This is a genomic window from Dorea sp. MB18-49, from assembly GCF_023669465.1.
GTDB lineage: Bacteria > Bacillota > Clostridia > Lachnospirales > Lachnospiraceae > Dorea_A > Dorea_A longicatena.
The window spans coordinates 40,416-56,787 of the sequence record NZ_JAMOYX010000001.1; the positions used below are offsets into that span (position 1 = coordinate 40,416).

The window sequence follows — 16,372 nt, forward strand, 5'->3', positions numbered from 1 at the left end:
GGTACTGATGAAACTTCATGCGTCCGGGGAGGACTACCTGGAAACCATCCTTGTTCTTCAAAAGAAACTCGGTATGGTACGCTCCGTAGATGTGGCCCGGCACATGGAGATGTCAAAGCCCAGCGTGTGCCATGCAGTGGCTACCTTACGGGACGGCGACTTTCTTACAATGGACGAAGATCACTTTCTCCATCTGACCGATGTGGGCCGCGAGGTTGCCGAAAAAATCTACGAGCGCCATTGCTTTTTTACCGAGCAGCTTATCATCGCCGCAGGCGTTGACCCAAAAACTGCGGAGGCCGACGCCCGCCGGATTGAACACATCATCAGCGATGAGAGCTTTTCGCGGCTGAAAGAGGCAGCCGCACAAGAGCAAGAATAAACCGAATAAGCCAAGCGATCCTGCCCCGCCAGACGGGGAAAGAAAAAAACCGTTGCAGGGCAGGTAGCTTCGTGCGCCCATAATGGATTTTCAGGGTACTGCGGCGGTTTTGAGTAACATCAAGGCCGCCGTTCCTTATGCCCTCGACAAAGGAGTGACGACTACACGCTGACACGGCGGCTTTAGGAGGGAGCCGCCGTGAAGCAAAGACCGCTTCGACATAATTCGGCAGGAATTTACCTGTCAAAAAAAGCCTGACCGTCAATCGGCCCCCATCTGTTTATGAACAGGCACTATCGTGGCTGGTCCATAAGCGTCATAAGTCCTCTTTTAGCAGCGCCAGCCGCCGTTCTTCGGATGCTGGCGCTTTTGTTTGTCGTTTTTTCGGGAATTTCCCCGAAAGGTGTCGCTCACCGCCTTCATTTCGGTTCACCCGTCAACCCGTGAATCGAAATGGAGGTACATAATGCAGAAGATCAATCTTCGGGAACTGTATCCCGATGTGTATAAAACCGATGTCTTTGTAGACGTGGCCGAGGAAATCGTGGCCGCGATCCGGGGCCAGGAGCAGGACGATGCCGCCTATGAACGCCGGAAGTTCCGGCACAAGGCTCACTACTCTCTGAACCGGGAGGATGGCATTGAAAACGATGCCCTCAACCGGTCACTCACCCCGGAGGAAGTCCTGGAGCAGAAGCTGCTGCGGGAGGAAGTGTATGCCGCGCTGATGCAGCTGACCGCCATCCAGGCCCGGCGTATCTACGCCCGGTTTTACCTGGGCATGACGGTGGCCGAGATCGCCCGGATCGAGGGGGCTGACCGCCGCCGCGTGTGGGAGAGCATCCGGCGCGGATTGAAGAAGCTGGCGCGGTTGCTGGATACGGCCCAATAACCTGACCGCCGCATAGCGGCAAAAAGAGAGCCGGTGGGGGTTTTTATTCCTCCACCGGCTTACTTATTCTCTAAATGTTCATCTGGGTCAACCCCAGCCGTCTGCACCATCTCTTTTAGCTCATCAGTCAACGCACGGGTCGAGTTTAACAGCACTTTTCTGGCAGCCGGAGGGCACGAAAGGTAAAGCTGCCGCATATCGTTGGCGGCTTGCTCATCTTCAGGCAGATCGAGATTCATCAGGGAATCTAAAGATAAATTCAAGACTTTGCAAAAAGCGCGCAGAACCTCAAAAGAAGGATTCTTCACCCCTCTTTCGCAGCCTTGAACGTGCTTTAGAGAAACGTGGCTCAGATCTGCGAGTTCCTGCTGCGTCAATCCTTTTTCCTTACGCGCTTTTTGTATCCTTCGTCCCAGCTCTTTTATCAGTTCCATAGGCACTATCGTCTCCTTAATTATATTTTATCGTGCCCATTTCCTTGCGGGAAGAACCTCATAAAAGGCGTTTTTGGGTACGATAGTACCTATTTTATTGTGCTTGTAAGGAGCTTGCGCTGTCCGCAGCTTCTATGAAGGGACAAGGCAAAATATTTTTTTCAAATAAATCGCAGTACAGACAGGACAAATCGCCTGTTTTTGTCATGGCTGTCAAGAAGGAGCTTTTCTTTCGCTGACCTTTGACAACTGAATACACGGCAGAACAGGTACATAACCCGCGCATGAGCGAGTGCAGGACGCCGCGAAGATGGAGCAGCCAGGAGGTGATGGACAAGCTGTTTCGGAGCGATCAACGTCCCTGTGACCAGGATGGTGGCACATCCGGCGCGATGAGGGCGCGGGGGCTTAAAGATACTTCCTCACGGCCCGCCAAAGACTTGGGGGGAACCCTGCGGCACACGATACGAACGATGCTGCGGAGTTATGACAGCCGCGCCAGCGGAGACCTGTTGTGTTCCCATCGTCAGGGGGCGTGGCAAATATGACGAGTAATCCGAACAGAATAACAGTAGCCGCACCAGGTTTTTATCCGAAGATTTCTTTCAGACTGGTGCGGCTGTTTAAGTATTAAGATATTAAGGAGGCGAGAGTGATGTTTGAAAAATTCCATCGAGGTGACATATATTCGGCTGATTTAAGCCCTGGTATCGGCTCCGAACAAAGTGGCTCTCGTCCTGTACTCATTCTTCAAAACAATGTGGGAAATTGTTTCAGTCCTACGATTATTATTGCAGCAATTACCAGTGTAAGCAAAAAAAGCAGAAAGTTCCCCACGCATTACCACTTAAATGACAGATGCGGTTTGGTGAAACCATCTGTTGTTATGCTGGAACAGATCAGAACAATCGACAAGTCGAGGTTAAAAAAATATATTGGTCATCTAAACAAGGATGACATGGAAAATATAAACAAGACGCTCTTGTGCAGTCTGGGGATTACATAAAAGTGCCGAAAGGCCGTATCATTTTCAGGCTGTGCAAGTAGAGTTATAATTTCGTTAGGAATTGCGGAGGTGATTCTGAATGGAGAATATCCAGAATAAAAGCGCATTGATTCCTTCAGATGAAATCCGGTCAGAAGAACTTCTGGCGGAACAAAAATTTGAAGCGTTTATCACTTCGCTGGCACATATCATCGAGAAATATGGTATGAGAGTGCTGGGCGAGGTTGACGGAGCTGCGTGAGAATCGCAGCTTTACATAGGATATTTTCCAAAAGTAAATTTTGGAGGTATGAATTATGAACCGATATGGAAAACGCTGTGTTTTGTATCCGAGGGTCAGCACAGAGATGCAAGTGGACGGATACAGCCTGGAAGGTCAAAAAAATATGCTGACACGATTTGCGGATCGTGAGGAAATGATCGTTGTTGATACTTATGAAGATGCCGGTAAATCCGGTAAATCCATTGAGGGACGGCCTGCCTTTCAAAAAATGCTCAGAGATATTGAGGATGGCTTGGACATTGACTATATTTTAGTGTATAAGCTGTCACGGTTTGGTCGTAATGCAGCAGATATACTTAACTCTTTGGAGTTGGTTCAATCTTATGGTGTAAATCTGATTTGCATAGAAGAAGGGATTGATTCCTCTCAGACAAGCGGAAAACTTTTGATTTCTGTACTATCTGCTGTGGCTGAGATTGAGCGTGAGAATATTATCGAGCAGACGATGAACGGGCGGCGCGAAAAGGCACGGCAGGGTGGATGGAATGGTGGCTTTGCTCCCTACGGATATACACTGGAAGATAACAAGCTGATGATTGAAGAAACAGAGGCTGTGGCAATACGGAAGATTTTTGAATTATATACTTCATCGGAAATCGGTTTGGGTGGTATTGCGAATCAGTTGAACTTACAAGGTATACGGAAAATTCCGAGGCAGAATGGCACATTAGAGGATTGGACAGGACATTTTATTAAACTGATATTGGATAATCCGGTTTATTGCGGTAAAATTGCCTATGGACGGAGAACGAAGGAAAAAGTCAAAGGCACAAAAAACGATTACCAGATGAAAAGAAATGACGATTACATTCTGACAGAGGGACAGCATAAAGGAATCGTTAGTGAGGAGGTATGGGAAAAGGCTCATGCCAAGCGTCTTAGAACCGGAGTAAAGCAACCGTCAAAAATTGGGCGGGATCGAGTTCATTTGTTATCCGGTCTGCTGAAATGCCCGGTTTGTGGAAGTCCCATGTATACGAATAAACACGCATGGACAAATAAAGATGGCACTTACAAAGAAATTTACTATTATGTATGTAGTCGGAATAGGATGGTCCGGGGTAAGCATTGTGAATATAAGGCAATGCTGAAAAAGACCGATATTGAACCGATGGTCATTGAGGCAATTCGTGAGATCGTAAGGAATGAGGAATATGCCCAGGCCATTAAAAAACGGATTGGTGTTCAGATTGACACGAAAGCAGTGGATAAAGAACTGGAGGGCTATCAGGCAAAGCTGAAGGAAGTTGATCTGAATAAAACAAGATTGGAACGGGAAATTGACAGTCTCCCTGCTGATGCAAATACCGGGAACGAAAGCTCCATGATATGACCTTGCGGTTAGATTCCCTATATGATGTCATTGTTGAGCTGGAGGAAAAAATCGAAGATGCCAGACTTCGGCGAGATGCAATTAAGCAGCAGGCAATTACTCTTGAGAATATTTACAAAATCATGGTGAATTTCGACTGCGTTTATAATATAATAAATGACGAAGAAAAGAGAAATGTGGTCACAGCCTTGATTAAGGAAATTGAAATTTACAGGAATGACGAGTCTGAATATCCGCTAAAGCGGATTGGTCTGAATTTTCCGGTGTTCAAGGATGGCGGGGAAGTTACGGAGCTTTTGTGGGACAAAGGGAATACCGTTGAGACGGTCTGTCTCCTCTCTAAGAAATGCCTAGTTTAAGCGGGGTTGAGGGGTATATCTGCTAGAACATATTATGAAAATAAGCCTATAAAATATGTGCATGAAATGAAAAATAGAATACGGGTGTAGTGAAAATCAACCTTTTGGCGTAGTTCGTATAGAGTACGCTGAAAGGTTATTTTTATGGGATTTTGTACGCGGAGAAGTAATAGACTGTACGCCGAAAGTTATGTAGGTTTAGATTGATTTTCGGCGTCTTGGCGCTTATAATAGAAATTAGGATAAAATGTCGCATTTTATAACTTTATTGAGGTAAGAAAATATGGAGTTTATGACTATTAAAGAAGCAGCAGAAAAGTGGAACCTATCAGTTAGAAGAGTGCAGACAATCTGCAATGAAGGAATGATAGAAGGGGCTATGAAGTTTGGTAATACTTGGGCCATTCCAAAGAATGCTGTAAAACCAGCGGATAAAAGAATTAAGTCCGGGAAGTATATCAAGTCCTGATTTTGGGACAACAGATATGGGAGAATGGATTAGAAAGGAAGAGTATGCCTATGTTACCGGAAGAAAAAGCTCGTGTAAAAATTGATAAGCAATTAAGAAATGCCGGCTGGGATATAGTGGCTCGAAATGAATATCTGCCTAATAACACATCTGCTGTTATGGAAGCTTTGATGGGAGTGGTCCTATGTCAAGATTCTATAAAAGAAACAGATTTTTGCTACAGAGAGAGGATATGGAGAATTCAAGGGTCAGTGGGAATTTCCAGGAGGAAAGATAGAGGAAGGTGAAACACCGCAGCAGGCCCTTGTTAGAGAGATAAGAGAAGAACTGGAAGCATCAATACGTGTGGGTGATTTGATTGATACCATTGAGTATGATTATCCGACATTTCACCTTTCGATGGATTGTTTTTGGGCGGAAATTATATCTGGCAAAATTGTCTTAAAGGAGGCAGAGTCTGCGAAGTGGCTTATCAGAGATGAATTGGATAGTATTCAATGGTTACCTGCGGATGAATCATTAATTGAAAAAATTGGTGCTGCGTTACAGTTTGCATGGAAAGATGGTGAATGAATATGGGTTTAGTATCTGTCCCTAATTTGGATTATGGAAGTGCCTTGGCTTTTTGTAGGGAGTTTGAAACATACAAGTGGGATGAGGAAAATATATTTGATTTTAAAAAAGTATACAATTGTGATCCGTTTCCAATGTTATGTGTCGGGAGTAAAATAAGAAAAAGAAGAATTGAACATAGTGAATTGGCTTGTAAGGCCCAAAACTTACATAATGATTATGCCACAAATATGCGATTCTATAGATTTATTGGAATCGATAAGGGAAGACAGTTAGACCTTGAATATGGAAATGGAAATTATCAACCAATATCAGATCTTAATTTGTTAAATGTGTTAAAAGAAAGTCGCCAATTGAATAAACCGGTAGGAGAATTGGTGACAAATATTTCAGAAAAATTAGCTACGGTACTTGCTAGAGACGATAAAATAGTAAAAAAAACAATGACTTTTTGCTTGAGAGAGATAATAAGAAATATTCCAGAACATAGTAATTCATTAAACGGATGGTATTGTGCGCAGTATTGGCCAACAAAAGATTTAGTAGAATTGGCGATAATTGACGATGGAAGAGGAATATTGGAAAGTATAAATAGTAATTATAATTACGCCAGTGAAAGGCTTACAAATGAGGAGGCTGTAATTAAAGCGTTGCAACCAGGTGTTTCTAGAACTTTTGACAATAGTTTTGATGATGAGATATTTGCTGGAACGGGGAATGTTTGGAAGAACTCAGGTTATGGTTTATTTATGGTTAGTAGAATTTGTGCGAAAACCGGAGGGAGCTTTGTTTTAGCTAGTGGTGATACTGCTGTAAAATTATCAAATGATTCTAAAGGGAAAATTATTTATAATTCAAATAGGACTAGTATTGATGGAACTGCTATAAGAATTCAATTTAAGATAAGTGGCTTAAGTAAAATTAAAGATATATTAACAGAAATAAACGAAGAAGGAAAGCATGATAGAAATGATGGGTTCAAAACTGCATCAAAAGCATCTCAGTTTGATTTTTTAGATTAAGGCGACTTACTTATAGCTTAAAAAGTTTTTCTTGTTCAGGGCGGAAAAATATTTTTATTAAAGGAGATAAATTATGCCTAAATACACAGATGAAGATATTAGAAATATGAGTAAAATAACATGTAAGATAGCGGCAGATTACCTAGGCATATCCCCTATGGCGGTTAGTATCGGCATGAGAAATGATCTTTTACCGATCGGTTTTGCAATTCACAATGAAGAAAGAGATAGAACATATTCTGAGAGTTGGTCCTATCACATAATTGGTGAGAGATTGATTGCATATAAATATGGGAAAACATCAGAAGTACAAGTTCAAAATATAGAAAAGAGTCTAAATACTATAATAGAACAGTTTGAAGAAATGAAAAAAGATTTGGTTTTTCTATTAAGCGAAAACGAGGATCAGCAGAATTAGAGCTTTATGAATATGCGTTTTCGCTGGGAAAATACAAAGATGTTGACAAAAAATATGCAGGAAAGGAGCTGCCAGGATGGAGAATGAAAAAGGAATAGTTAAATTGACTCGTAAGCAGCTCTATGATGAAATATGGGCTCTTTCAGTTGCAGGGGTAGCCAGAAAATATAACTTGAATTATGGTAAACTGATAGCAACTTGTAAAGTAGAAAATATATCTTTTCCTTCTTCTGGTTATTGGACTAAGAAGAATATGGGAAAAGATGTATCGAATGAGATTGTAGAATTTTCTGGATTGGAAGATACAGAAATTTCATTGATAACGAAAGACGCGGTTGTTAAGCGTATTCGGAAAGCTAAGGCAGAAGTAGTAGAGAAAGTGCATACTGACGTAACAGAAGAATTGGACGTAGTAACCGAGGAGGATTTACCGCAGAAAAAAACGGACAACATACCTGAGTGGCCGGATGGAATTCTTGATTATTTGGATGAGACGGAAAGAAATAAAGTATTAGAATATGCATGCAATCTGCAGATAAGTCAAAATACACGATTGCATAAAATGTTGGTCCAATACAAGAAGGATATTGCTGATTATAAGTCAAAGCTGAAAGAAGTACAGAGTAGACCATACTATAATTCAAGACATAACAAACCAGAAAACGAGCCTGAATTCTTTAAGGAAATGTCTGATGAGTGTATGTCACGTGCAATTGCAATATTAGATACCGTATTCAAAACAATTGAATCTTTAGGTGGAAGTATTAATAGTGATTTGTCTGTAAAAATTAGAGGAGATATTGTTAGATTTTGTATGGTTGAGAGTCAAGACCAAGTGAAGCATGAAATGACTAAGCAAGAGGCACAGGCGCTCGTAAAATATAATGATGATATCAAAAATCATAGATGGGCTTCAAAACCGCAAATTAGAAAGTATGACAAGGTATATAATGGTAAACTTCGTATTGTGTTTGGGGCGCGAAGCTACATAAGAGATAACGATTCTGAAAAATTAGAAGATAGACTGGGTGATATTTTGGTTACCCTGTATGAGAAGGCAGAAGAGAATAGAATTGTACGAGAAGCACGTGAAGAGGCAGAACGTAAGAGAGTTGAAGAAGAGAGACGCAGAGAAGAAAATAGACAAAGAAAAGAACAAGAAATTCGTCTTGTAAAAGAACTTGTAAACAAAGCTGAAGACTATAGAATTGCAAAGGAAATAAGAGAATATATTCAGGCTATGATAGATAGTGGAAATGAAGATATTACTCCAGAATGGATTGAATGGGCTCTGAAGAAAGCTGACTGGTATGATCCGTCTATAGCGACTGAGGATGAATATCTGGGAAAACGTCAGCATGAAAAGAGTGCTGAAGAAAAGGAAAAATCTTTACAAGACAGTATCAGAAAGAGCTGGTATTGGTAAAAATGAATGGAGGCAATTTGATGGATAAAGATCCCTTTAAAGAGTATATGAAACAATCAGAACCGAATAAAAGAGACAAAGGTTATGCCTGGCATACAGCTATCGGACTTCAAGCAGTGGATGGATTAAAGACTTCGAAGTATTTGATTGATACTGCAATAAAGAATATTGAAGGCGATATTTCGATTGATGAAGCGCAAGAACTTCTCAACACGTATTATGAAGAAAATCCAAAAGCAGATATAGAAGACCGTACGGAAGAGGCCGACAAAGTTGCCGTTAGAATAGCAAAAATTTTGTCGGAGAAAGCATTTAGTTTTACTCCGAATGAGTATATCTCTATTCATAAAAAGTTATTTACAGGGATTTATGGACATGCCGGAAAACTTAGAGATTATAATATTACAAAAAAAGAGTGGGTGCTGAATGGAGCAACGATTCTTTATGGAAGTGCATCAGAACTTCGTGCAACCCTGGACTATGATTTTGCAGAGGAAAAGAAGTTTAGTTATAAAAACTTGAGCATGGAAGAAATTATTCACCACCTGGCGTTTTTTGTATCAAGATTATGGCAGATACATGTATTCGGAGAAGGAAATACACGAACTACGGCAGTATTTTTTATTAAGTATCTTAGAACACTTGGATTTGATGCAACTAACGATATTTTTGCGGAGAATGCATGGTATTTTAGAAATGCACTTGTTAGGGCCAATTATAACGATTTGAAAAATGGTGTTCATGAAACAACCGAGTATTTGGAATTGTTTTTAAGAAATTTATTGTTGGATGAGAAGAATGAACTTCATAATCGTACGATGCACATTAGTGGAAGGTTTGCAGAAGTGGACATTGAGAGTGGAGAAGTGGACATTGAGAGTGGAGAAGTGGACATTGAAAGCACAAAAGTGGACATTCGAAATAAATTACTTTCTTTCTCAGATACGATTTCAGAAAAAACAATAAATCATACAGTAGAAATATTTTCAAAATGTGGAAAAGAAAATTGTTTCGGAAGAACGATAGTTGAAGAAATTACTGGATTAAAGCCATCAGGAGCTTCCAAGTTAATAAAACTGTTGGTTGATAGTGAGGTAATCGTACCTGTAACAGGACATGGAAAAGGAAAATATCGGTTTCAATAAAAGTGAACATTGAAAGAGTGTTAATGCCATTCGCAAAAATGTCCAAAACAAATCGGCGTACTGATATATTACCAAATTTGGTAGCAGTATTTAGAATAATTTTGTATTATAAAAGTGTTACAAAATATCGGCGTACCCGCCACACGTTTACAAAGTCAAACGGTCTGTACGCCATGTCTTAACCTTATGATTGCAGATATTAGCAACCTGTCAAAGGGTGTAAAAACTCAGTAACTATGCGGGTTCGCGTACTGTTAAAGCAGTGAAAAACGACACCGCACGTGGAGACGGTATGCATTTTGTCCAAACTCCATGAAGCGAAGCATCATGTGAATGTGAGACTTGACATGGACGAGATGGATTTAACGGCGGCTGAGAGGTGCTAAAGGTCCAGGGGACCTTTGCCCAGCGCGGACCGAAGCGGAGCGTAGACAGGCTGCTTATGAGGAGATAAAGAAGTATGTGGCAGAGCATAATGATGGGATGAAGGTATCTAATCTGTATATTGCACAGGTAAAGAGAAAGTGTGGAATTGAATTAGCGGAGAATTTTAATATTCCTAGGTCAGAGGGAGCAAAGCAACCACAATGTCCGAAGGAGAAAGAAGAGGCAATTATTGGGGCACTGAAAGCATTTCAGATGATTTAAAATCACAAAGAGGAGTGAATTACATGATGTATAATCTACAACTTGATACATTTATCTGCGTTGTCGAAGCTGGAAGCTTTAGTAAAGCGGCAGAAGAATTATATATAAGTGCACCTGCGGTTATTAAACAGATAAATTCTTTGGAAAACAGCTTAGATTTGCAATTATTTGAACGAACACACAGAGGTCTTATTATTACGGAAGCTGGTAAATCGCTCTATCAGGATGCAAAATATCTGATTCAATATTCAAAAGAATCGTTGATACGGGCGCAGGAAGCAATGAATCATAATGAAGAAATCATTCGTGTTGGAATATCTCCGATGACGCCACCGGAAGTTTTTGTGGAACTTTGGCCTAAGATACAGAAAATATATCCGGAGATGAAGTTTAAATTGATTACATTTGAAAATACACCAGAGAATGCAAGAGAGATACTGGCTAATATGGGAAAGAATATTGATGTGATAGCTGGAATCTTTGATGAAACAATGCTTGAACTCAGAGGCTGTGATGGCACTGAGATTTCAAGAGAACCATTTTGTGTGGCGGTATCAATTCATCACAGGCTGGCAAAAAAAGAAAAAATTACACTTGATGATCTGGCTGGAGAAAATCTTATGCTCATGCGAAGAGGATGGAGTTATTATGGCGATATGCTAAGGGATGATATGATGAAAAATCATCCTGAAATCAATATTGTAGACTTTAATCTGTACAATGTAGAAGCATTTAACCGATGCGAAAACAATAATGAGGTATTACTGGCATTCAAGAGCTGGGAAAGTGTTCATCCACTGATCAGAATCATTCCAGTAGAGTGGGATTATACTATGCCGTTTGGAATTCTTCATTCGAAAAAACCGTCCATTAAGGTTAAGCGGCTGATAAATGCTATTAACAAGGTAAAATAAAAATTGAATACATGCGAGTAGAAACCTAAAGGTTAATACTGAATAACAAAACGAGACTTCTAATGGAGTCTCGTTTTGTTATACTTTAGCTGAAGTGAAAATGGAGGATACTATATGCAGATAAAGAGGATAGCTCTTGGAGGAATCATCATGACTGTTATCATATTCAGTGGGTGTAGCACAACAGTCCGGAACCTGGCAATCGGGGAAGAAAAAACGCTGGAAACAGGAAAAACAGAGCAAGAGAGCGTGACAGAGAAGGATATCAATATGAATGAAAAAGAAAGTTTTAATGCAGAGAGTAATATAAAGAATGTTATTCACACCGGTCATTTATCAGCATGGCGGTGGCTATCTGTTTTGTCGTGACAAAGAAATTATGGGATGGCTGTTCAATCAGTAAGAACCAGAATAAACCGAAAGGTTAAGACTGAAAAACTTATCGAAACTTCTCAAAGGAATCTATCAGTATTATAGTATGAATGTAAGATGAATGAAAGAAAACAAGGAGGATACGACAATGGAATATGTTTCATTAAATAATGGTGTAAAAATGCCAATACTGGGATATGGCGTATATCAGGTAACAAAAGAGGAATGTGAAAGATGTGTGCTTGACGCTTTAAAAGTTGGATACCGGGCGATTGATACAGCACAGAGTTATTTTAATGAGGAAGAGGTTGGGAATGCAATCCAAAAGTCAGGCATTCCAAGAGAAGAAATCTTCCTTACAACAAAGGTGTGGATTGAACATTATGGATATGAAGAAGCAAAGAAATCAGTTCTTGAATCCATGAAAAAGTTAAAGACAGATTATCTGGATCTGGTATTGCTTCACCAGCCGTTTTCAGATGCTTACGGTGCTTACCATGCATTGGAAGATCTGTACGATGAGGGAAAAATCAGAGCAATCGGAATTTCCAACTTTTATGTAGACAGAATGGTTGATTTTGCATCCTTCAACCGCATTAAACCTATGGTAAATCAGGTGGAAACCCACATCTTCAATCAGCAGAAAGAGATGAAGGAATGGGCAGACAAATATGATATCCGGTTAGAAGCATGGGCACCATTCGGTGAGGGCAGAGGAGGCACCTTTGAGAATCCTGTCATCGCAGAGATTGCAGAAAAATATCAGAAGACTCCGGCACAGGTTATGCTTCGCTGGCATATTCAGAGAGGGGTAGTGGTTATTCCGAAATCAACACACATTGAGAGAATGGAAGAAAACTTTAATGTTTTTGATTTCACACTTTCTGATGAAGATATGAAGACTATTGCAGAACTGGACAAGAAGACAAGCTCCTTCTTCTCGCATCAGGATCCGAATATGGTGGAATGGTTCGTGAAGATGGTTGAGGAAAGAAAAAAGAATAATGACAGTTCAAAAGAAAAAAGGAACTGGTAAGCATAAGAGGAAAAATCAATGAAAGTATTACTAGTCAATGGCAGTCCACACAAAAATGGCTGTACTTATACAGCTCTTTGTGAAGTATCCAGTGCATTAAACGAAAATGGCATAAGTACAGATATTTTCTGGATTGGAAACAAGCCGATTTCAGGGTGTATTGCCTGCAGAAAATGTCAGGAAAAAAATAAATGCATCCTGGATGATATTGTGAATGAATTTCTGGAAATAGCAGGGGATTATGACGGATTCGTATTTGGAACTCCGGTACACTGGGGTGGTGCAGGCGGTGCAATCACATCCTTTATGGACAGAGTCTTTTATGCCGATTTAAACGGTGGCGGCGACAGATTCCGCCTGAAACCTGCCGCTGTGGTAATTTCAGCAAGAAGGGCCGGAACAACTGCAACGTGGGATCAGGTAAATAAATATTTGGGGCTTATGCAGATGCCGATTATCACATCGAGATATTGGAATATGGTACATGGGACGAATCCGGATGAAGTAAAACAGGATCTCGAAGGAATGCAGGTTATGCAGATCCTTGGAAACAATATGGCATATTTCATTAACTGTAAAAATGTTGCGACAAAAATGGGAATTGAAATGCCAAAGGCACCGGATTTTGTATTTACCAATTTCATCCGATAGAAATTAGCGTGACAAACATTTTATACGACAGGAGGTGACCTTAGAATGAAAACAAAGAAAATAGCAGCAGTACTCTTAACATGCATCATGGCAATCGGTTTGATGGCAGGATGTGGAGCAAGCAATACAAACCAGTCTGCTTCTAATACAGAAAATACATCAACAGGAAATGGAAAAACATTGGTTGTATATTATTCAGCTTCAGGAAATACAAAAGATGTTGCTGAAAAGATAGCAAAAATTACAGAGGCAGATCTGTTTGAAATAGAGCCTGTGGAGCCATATACAGATGATGACCTTGACTGGACAGATGATGACAGCCGGGTATCAAGAGAACATGATGATGAGAGCTTAAGAGATGTGGAACTGGTGTCTACAACAGTTGATAACTGGGATTCATATGATACGGTATACATTGGCTATCCTATCTGGTGGGGAATTGCAGCATGGCCAGTAGATAACTTTGTAAAAGAGAATGACTTTACAGGAAAAACAGTCATCCCATTCTGTACAGCAGCGACTTCGGGAATCGGTGACAGCGGTAATCTTCTGGAAGAGATGACAGGAACAGGTGACTGGAAAGAAGGGGAACGATTCCATGGTGGAGCGTCTGAATCAGATATCAGTTCATGGATAGACAGTCTTGGATTATAAAAGAATATAAAAATATTTGGAGGAATCGTAATAAGTAAGACATAACCTTTAGGTTTAAACTGCCTAACAAAGAGAGACTTCTGTCCGGAGTCTCTTTTTCTTATACTTACAGTAAAGTTTGAAATATAGAAAAGGAAGATAAAGATGGAGATAAGAATTTTAGGAAGAGACTTAGAAGTATCAGAAATCGGATTTGGATGTATGGGAATGAGTCATGCATATGGAACTGTTTCAACACAGAAAGAAGCAGAAGAATTGATTGAAAAAGCGATCGATGAAGGCTGCACATTTTTTGATACGGCAGAGATATACGGAACAACAGAAGACCCTCATCACAATGAAAAACTGCTTGGGGAAGTGTTAAGGCCATATAGAAAAAAAATTGTCCTTGCATCAAAGTGTGGGATACGTTTTGATGAAACTGCAACAACTGTAAATAAACCTTTGATTCCTGATGGACGACCGGAGACGATTAAAGCATCGATTGAGGGATCTTTAATGAGACTTAACACAGACCATCTTGATTTATATTATATTCATCGTATTGACATGACTGTACCGATTGAAGAGACGGCAGGAGCTATGAAGGAGTTAATGGAGCAGGGAAAAATCACACACTGGGGGTTATCAGAAGCCAGTGAAGAGATTATTCGACGTGCACATAAAGTATGCCCGGTTACAGCGATTCAGAACAGATATTCCATGATGTACAGGGATTATGAGAAATTATTCCCGGTGCTTGAAGAATTGAAAATAGGATTTGTTGCATTTTCGCCGCTTGCAAATGGATTACTGACAGCAGCATATCATTCCCATGGGGAATTTGAAAAGCCGGGAGATTATCGAAGCGCAATGCCACAGTTTACAGAAGAAGGATTAAAGGAAAATAATGAATTTATGTCCTGGATGAAAGTGATTGCAGAAGAAAAAAATGCCACGCCTGCACAGATTTCTCTTGCCTGGATGCTTGCAAAGAAACCATATATCGTACCAATTCCGGGAACAAGAAAAGTAAATAGACTGGAAGAAAATATGGAATCAGCAGATATAAAGCTGACTCAGGATGAAGTAAAATCTATTGATGAGATGCTTGCCCATATGCCGATGTCGCAGGTGTTTGGAGGTTCAAAAATACAGAAGAAATAAAAGAGGTGAGCAATGAAAACAAGGAAAAAGGTAACCATCGGGGTAATAGTGGCTTTCTTAGCGGTAGTCATGGTGGGTTATATCTATCTGTTTACAGGGGCTAAAATAAGTAAAGGAGAATAGAGATAATGAAGAAAATGTTAGTTGTATATTATTCCTGGTCAAATGGAAACACGAAAAGAATTGCAGAGCAGCTGACTAATGGGACAGGTGCAGATATTGCGAGAATCGAAACAGCAGAGCCATACAGCGGCAGTCATGAAGATGTGGTTGAACAGGGAAAAAGAGAGGTAGAGGCAGGCTTTATGCCTCAGATCAATCCGATATCTGTAAATCTTGCTGATTATGATGTGATTGCTATCGGAACTCCAACGTGGTGGTATACGATGGCACCTGCAGTGCTTACATTTTTGACAACAAATGATTTTACAGGAAAGACAGTGATTCCATTTATGACAAATGGTGGATGGCCGGGGCATGTTATAAAAGATATGAAGGAAAATTGCAAAGGAGCTGCCTTTGCACATGAGATGCAGATTCAGTTTGATTCCAAAGGAAAAGATCATCTGGAAACTTCAGAAGAGGTGATTACAGAATGGATTGGGCAGATAAATACTGATATAAACAAATAACCATAAGGAGAGATAAAACAATGAGAAAAAATTTTGGAGCAAAGCCATTTTTATATCCACAGCCGGTTATGATTCTGGGAACCTATGATGAAAATGGAAAGGCAAATGCAATGAACGCTGCATGGGGCGGAATTGTAGGTGCAAATGAGATTATTGTAGATTTGTCTGCCCATAAGACAACAGACAATATTATAAAAAATAAGGCTTTTACAGTAGGGGTGGCAGATCTTGAACATCTGGTTGCCTGCGATTATGTGGGAATTGTTTCTGCAAATAAAGAAGCAGATAAGATGCAAAAAGCAGGCTTTACTACAACGAAAGGTGAATTTGTAAATGCACCAATCATCAATGAACTTCCATTGACTCTTGAGTGTGAACTTGTAAAAGTCATTGATGGCAGCAAGTATCTTGCGGAAATTAAAAATGTAAGTGCAGATGAGAAATATCTCGGTGATGACGGAGAAATTGATCTTAGTAAGTTTACACCAATTACATATGATCCGGTACATCACGGATATTACAGACTTGGAGAACGTGTGGGAAATGCTTTTAAGGATGGAGCAAAGTTAAAATAAGG

At 40.3% G+C, this 16,372-nt stretch carries 23 protein-coding genes; 22 read left to right on the forward strand and 1 reads right to left on the reverse strand.

Annotated features, from left to right (window positions below; all coding sequences use genetic code 11):
- Window positions 1–7: 7 nt before the first annotated feature.
- Both NCY30_RS00225 and NCY30_RS00230 read left to right on the forward strand, forming a co-directional pair.
- Window positions 8–382 (forward strand): metal-dependent transcriptional regulator, encoded by a 375-nt coding sequence (locus NCY30_RS00225; RefSeq protein ID WP_186935196.1) that lies wholly within the window; start codon window positions 8–10, stop codon window positions 380–382.
- Between the two features lie 466 nt (window positions 383–848).
- Window positions 849–1,274, forward strand: a complete 426-nt coding sequence (locus NCY30_RS00230; protein WP_186935197.1) for an RNA polymerase sigma factor — start codon at window positions 849–851, stop codon at window positions 1,272–1,274.
- Window positions 1,275–1,333: 59 nt separating this feature from the next.
- Here NCY30_RS00230 and NCY30_RS00235 read toward each other — a convergent pair whose 3' ends face one another.
- Window positions 1,334–1,708, reverse strand: coding sequence for a helix-turn-helix domain-containing protein (locus NCY30_RS00235; RefSeq protein ID WP_004797313.1), 375 nt, complete (start codon window positions 1,706–1,708; stop codon window positions 1,334–1,336).
- A 655-nt stretch (window positions 1,709–2,363) separates the two neighbouring features.
- Here NCY30_RS00235 and NCY30_RS00240 point away from each other — a divergent pair.
- From NCY30_RS00240 to NCY30_RS00330, 20 genes are all read left to right on the forward strand, one after another.
- Entirely contained in the window at window positions 2,364–2,714 is a 351-nt protein-coding gene (locus tag NCY30_RS00240; RefSeq protein ID WP_250818354.1) for a type II toxin-antitoxin system PemK/MazF family toxin, read from the forward strand.
- 79 nt (window positions 2,715–2,793) lie between these two features.
- Window positions 2,794–2,955: a hypothetical protein gene (locus NCY30_RS00245; protein ID WP_004797315.1), complete on the forward strand. Its 162-nt coding sequence runs from the start codon at window positions 2,794–2,796 to the stop codon at window positions 2,953–2,955.
- A gap of 55 nt (window positions 2,956–3,010) precedes the next feature.
- Entirely contained in the window at window positions 3,011–4,330 is a 1,320-nt protein-coding gene (locus NCY30_RS00250; protein WP_331476433.1) for a recombinase family protein, read from the forward strand.
- A 2-nt stretch (window positions 4,331–4,332) separates the two neighbouring features.
- Complete coding sequence (locus NCY30_RS15425) at window positions 4,333–4,689, forward strand: hypothetical protein (protein ID WP_331476434.1); 357 nt, start codon at window positions 4,333–4,335, stop codon at window positions 4,687–4,689.
- A 283-nt stretch (window positions 4,690–4,972) separates the two neighbouring features.
- Window positions 4,973–5,158 carry a helix-turn-helix domain-containing protein gene (locus tag NCY30_RS00255; RefSeq protein ID WP_005339647.1) on the forward strand — a complete coding sequence of 62 codons (186 nt, stop codon included), beginning with the start codon at window positions 4,973–4,975 and terminating at the stop codon, window positions 5,156–5,158.
- A 50-nt stretch (window positions 5,159–5,208) separates the two neighbouring features.
- Window positions 5,209–5,445 carry a hypothetical protein gene (locus NCY30_RS00260; RefSeq protein WP_250818355.1) on the forward strand — a complete coding sequence of 79 codons (237 nt, stop codon included), beginning with the start codon at window positions 5,209–5,211 and terminating at the stop codon, window positions 5,443–5,445.
- Entirely contained in the window at window positions 5,369–5,731 is a 363-nt protein-coding gene (locus tag NCY30_RS00265) for a (deoxy)nucleoside triphosphate pyrophosphohydrolase (protein WP_250818421.1), read from the forward strand. Before NCY30_RS00260 ends, NCY30_RS00265 begins: the two co-directional genes overlap by 77 nt.
- Window positions 5,728–6,753, forward strand: coding sequence for a hypothetical protein (locus tag NCY30_RS00270; protein WP_250818356.1), 1,026 nt, complete (start codon window positions 5,728–5,730; stop codon window positions 6,751–6,753). The genes NCY30_RS00265 and NCY30_RS00270 overlap by 4 nt, the downstream gene beginning before the upstream one ends.
- 73 nt (window positions 6,754–6,826) lie before the next feature.
- The gene (locus NCY30_RS00275; RefSeq protein ID WP_005339644.1) at window positions 6,827–7,171 is read left to right on the forward strand and encodes a hypothetical protein; all 345 of its coding nucleotides are present in this window, start codon (window positions 6,827–6,829) and stop codon (window positions 7,169–7,171) included.
- Window positions 7,172–7,247: 76 nt separating this feature from the next.
- Window positions 7,248–8,597 (forward strand): hypothetical protein, encoded by a 1,350-nt coding sequence (locus tag NCY30_RS00280; protein ID WP_250818357.1) that lies wholly within the window; start codon window positions 7,248–7,250, stop codon window positions 8,595–8,597.
- Window positions 8,598–8,617: 20 nt separating this feature from the next.
- Window positions 8,618–9,742: a Fic family protein gene (locus NCY30_RS00285; protein ID WP_250818358.1), complete on the forward strand. Its 1,125-nt coding sequence runs from the start codon at window positions 8,618–8,620 to the stop codon at window positions 9,740–9,742.
- Between the two features lie 462 nt (window positions 9,743–10,204).
- Complete coding sequence (locus NCY30_RS15140; protein WP_242998907.1) at window positions 10,205–10,390, forward strand: RNA methyltransferase; 186 nt, start codon at window positions 10,205–10,207, stop codon at window positions 10,388–10,390.
- A 23-nt stretch (window positions 10,391–10,413) separates the two neighbouring features.
- Window positions 10,414–11,304, forward strand: coding sequence for a LysR family transcriptional regulator (locus tag NCY30_RS00295; RefSeq protein ID WP_250818359.1), 891 nt, complete (start codon window positions 10,414–10,416; stop codon window positions 11,302–11,304).
- Window positions 11,305–11,418: 114 nt separating this feature from the next.
- Window positions 11,419–11,673 carry a hypothetical protein gene (locus NCY30_RS00300; RefSeq protein ID WP_250818360.1) on the forward strand — a complete coding sequence of 85 codons (255 nt, stop codon included), beginning with the start codon at window positions 11,419–11,421 and terminating at the stop codon, window positions 11,671–11,673.
- Between the two features lie 151 nt (window positions 11,674–11,824).
- A complete protein-coding gene (locus tag NCY30_RS00305) occupies window positions 11,825–12,712 on the forward strand; it encodes an aldo/keto reductase (RefSeq protein ID WP_195255959.1) in 888 nt (295 codons plus the stop codon).
- A gap of 18 nt (window positions 12,713–12,730) precedes the next feature.
- Window positions 12,731–13,363, forward strand: coding sequence for a flavodoxin family protein (locus NCY30_RS00310; protein ID WP_250818361.1), 633 nt, complete (start codon window positions 12,731–12,733; stop codon window positions 13,361–13,363).
- 45 nt (window positions 13,364–13,408) lie between these two features.
- A complete protein-coding gene (locus tag NCY30_RS00315; RefSeq protein ID WP_195389640.1) occupies window positions 13,409–14,017 on the forward strand; it encodes a flavodoxin in 609 nt (202 codons plus the stop codon).
- A gap of 144 nt (window positions 14,018–14,161) precedes the next feature.
- Complete coding sequence (locus NCY30_RS00320; RefSeq protein ID WP_250818362.1) at window positions 14,162–15,163, forward strand: aldo/keto reductase; 1,002 nt, start codon at window positions 14,162–14,164, stop codon at window positions 15,161–15,163.
- 128 nt (window positions 15,164–15,291) lie between these two features.
- A complete protein-coding gene (locus NCY30_RS00325; protein ID WP_006426949.1) occupies window positions 15,292–15,795 on the forward strand; it encodes a flavodoxin in 504 nt (167 codons plus the stop codon).
- A gap of 20 nt (window positions 15,796–15,815) precedes the next feature.
- Window positions 15,816–16,370, forward strand: a complete 555-nt coding sequence (locus tag NCY30_RS00330) for a flavin reductase family protein (RefSeq protein ID WP_250818363.1) — start codon at window positions 15,816–15,818, stop codon at window positions 16,368–16,370.
- Window positions 16,371–16,372 lie beyond the last annotated feature (2 nt).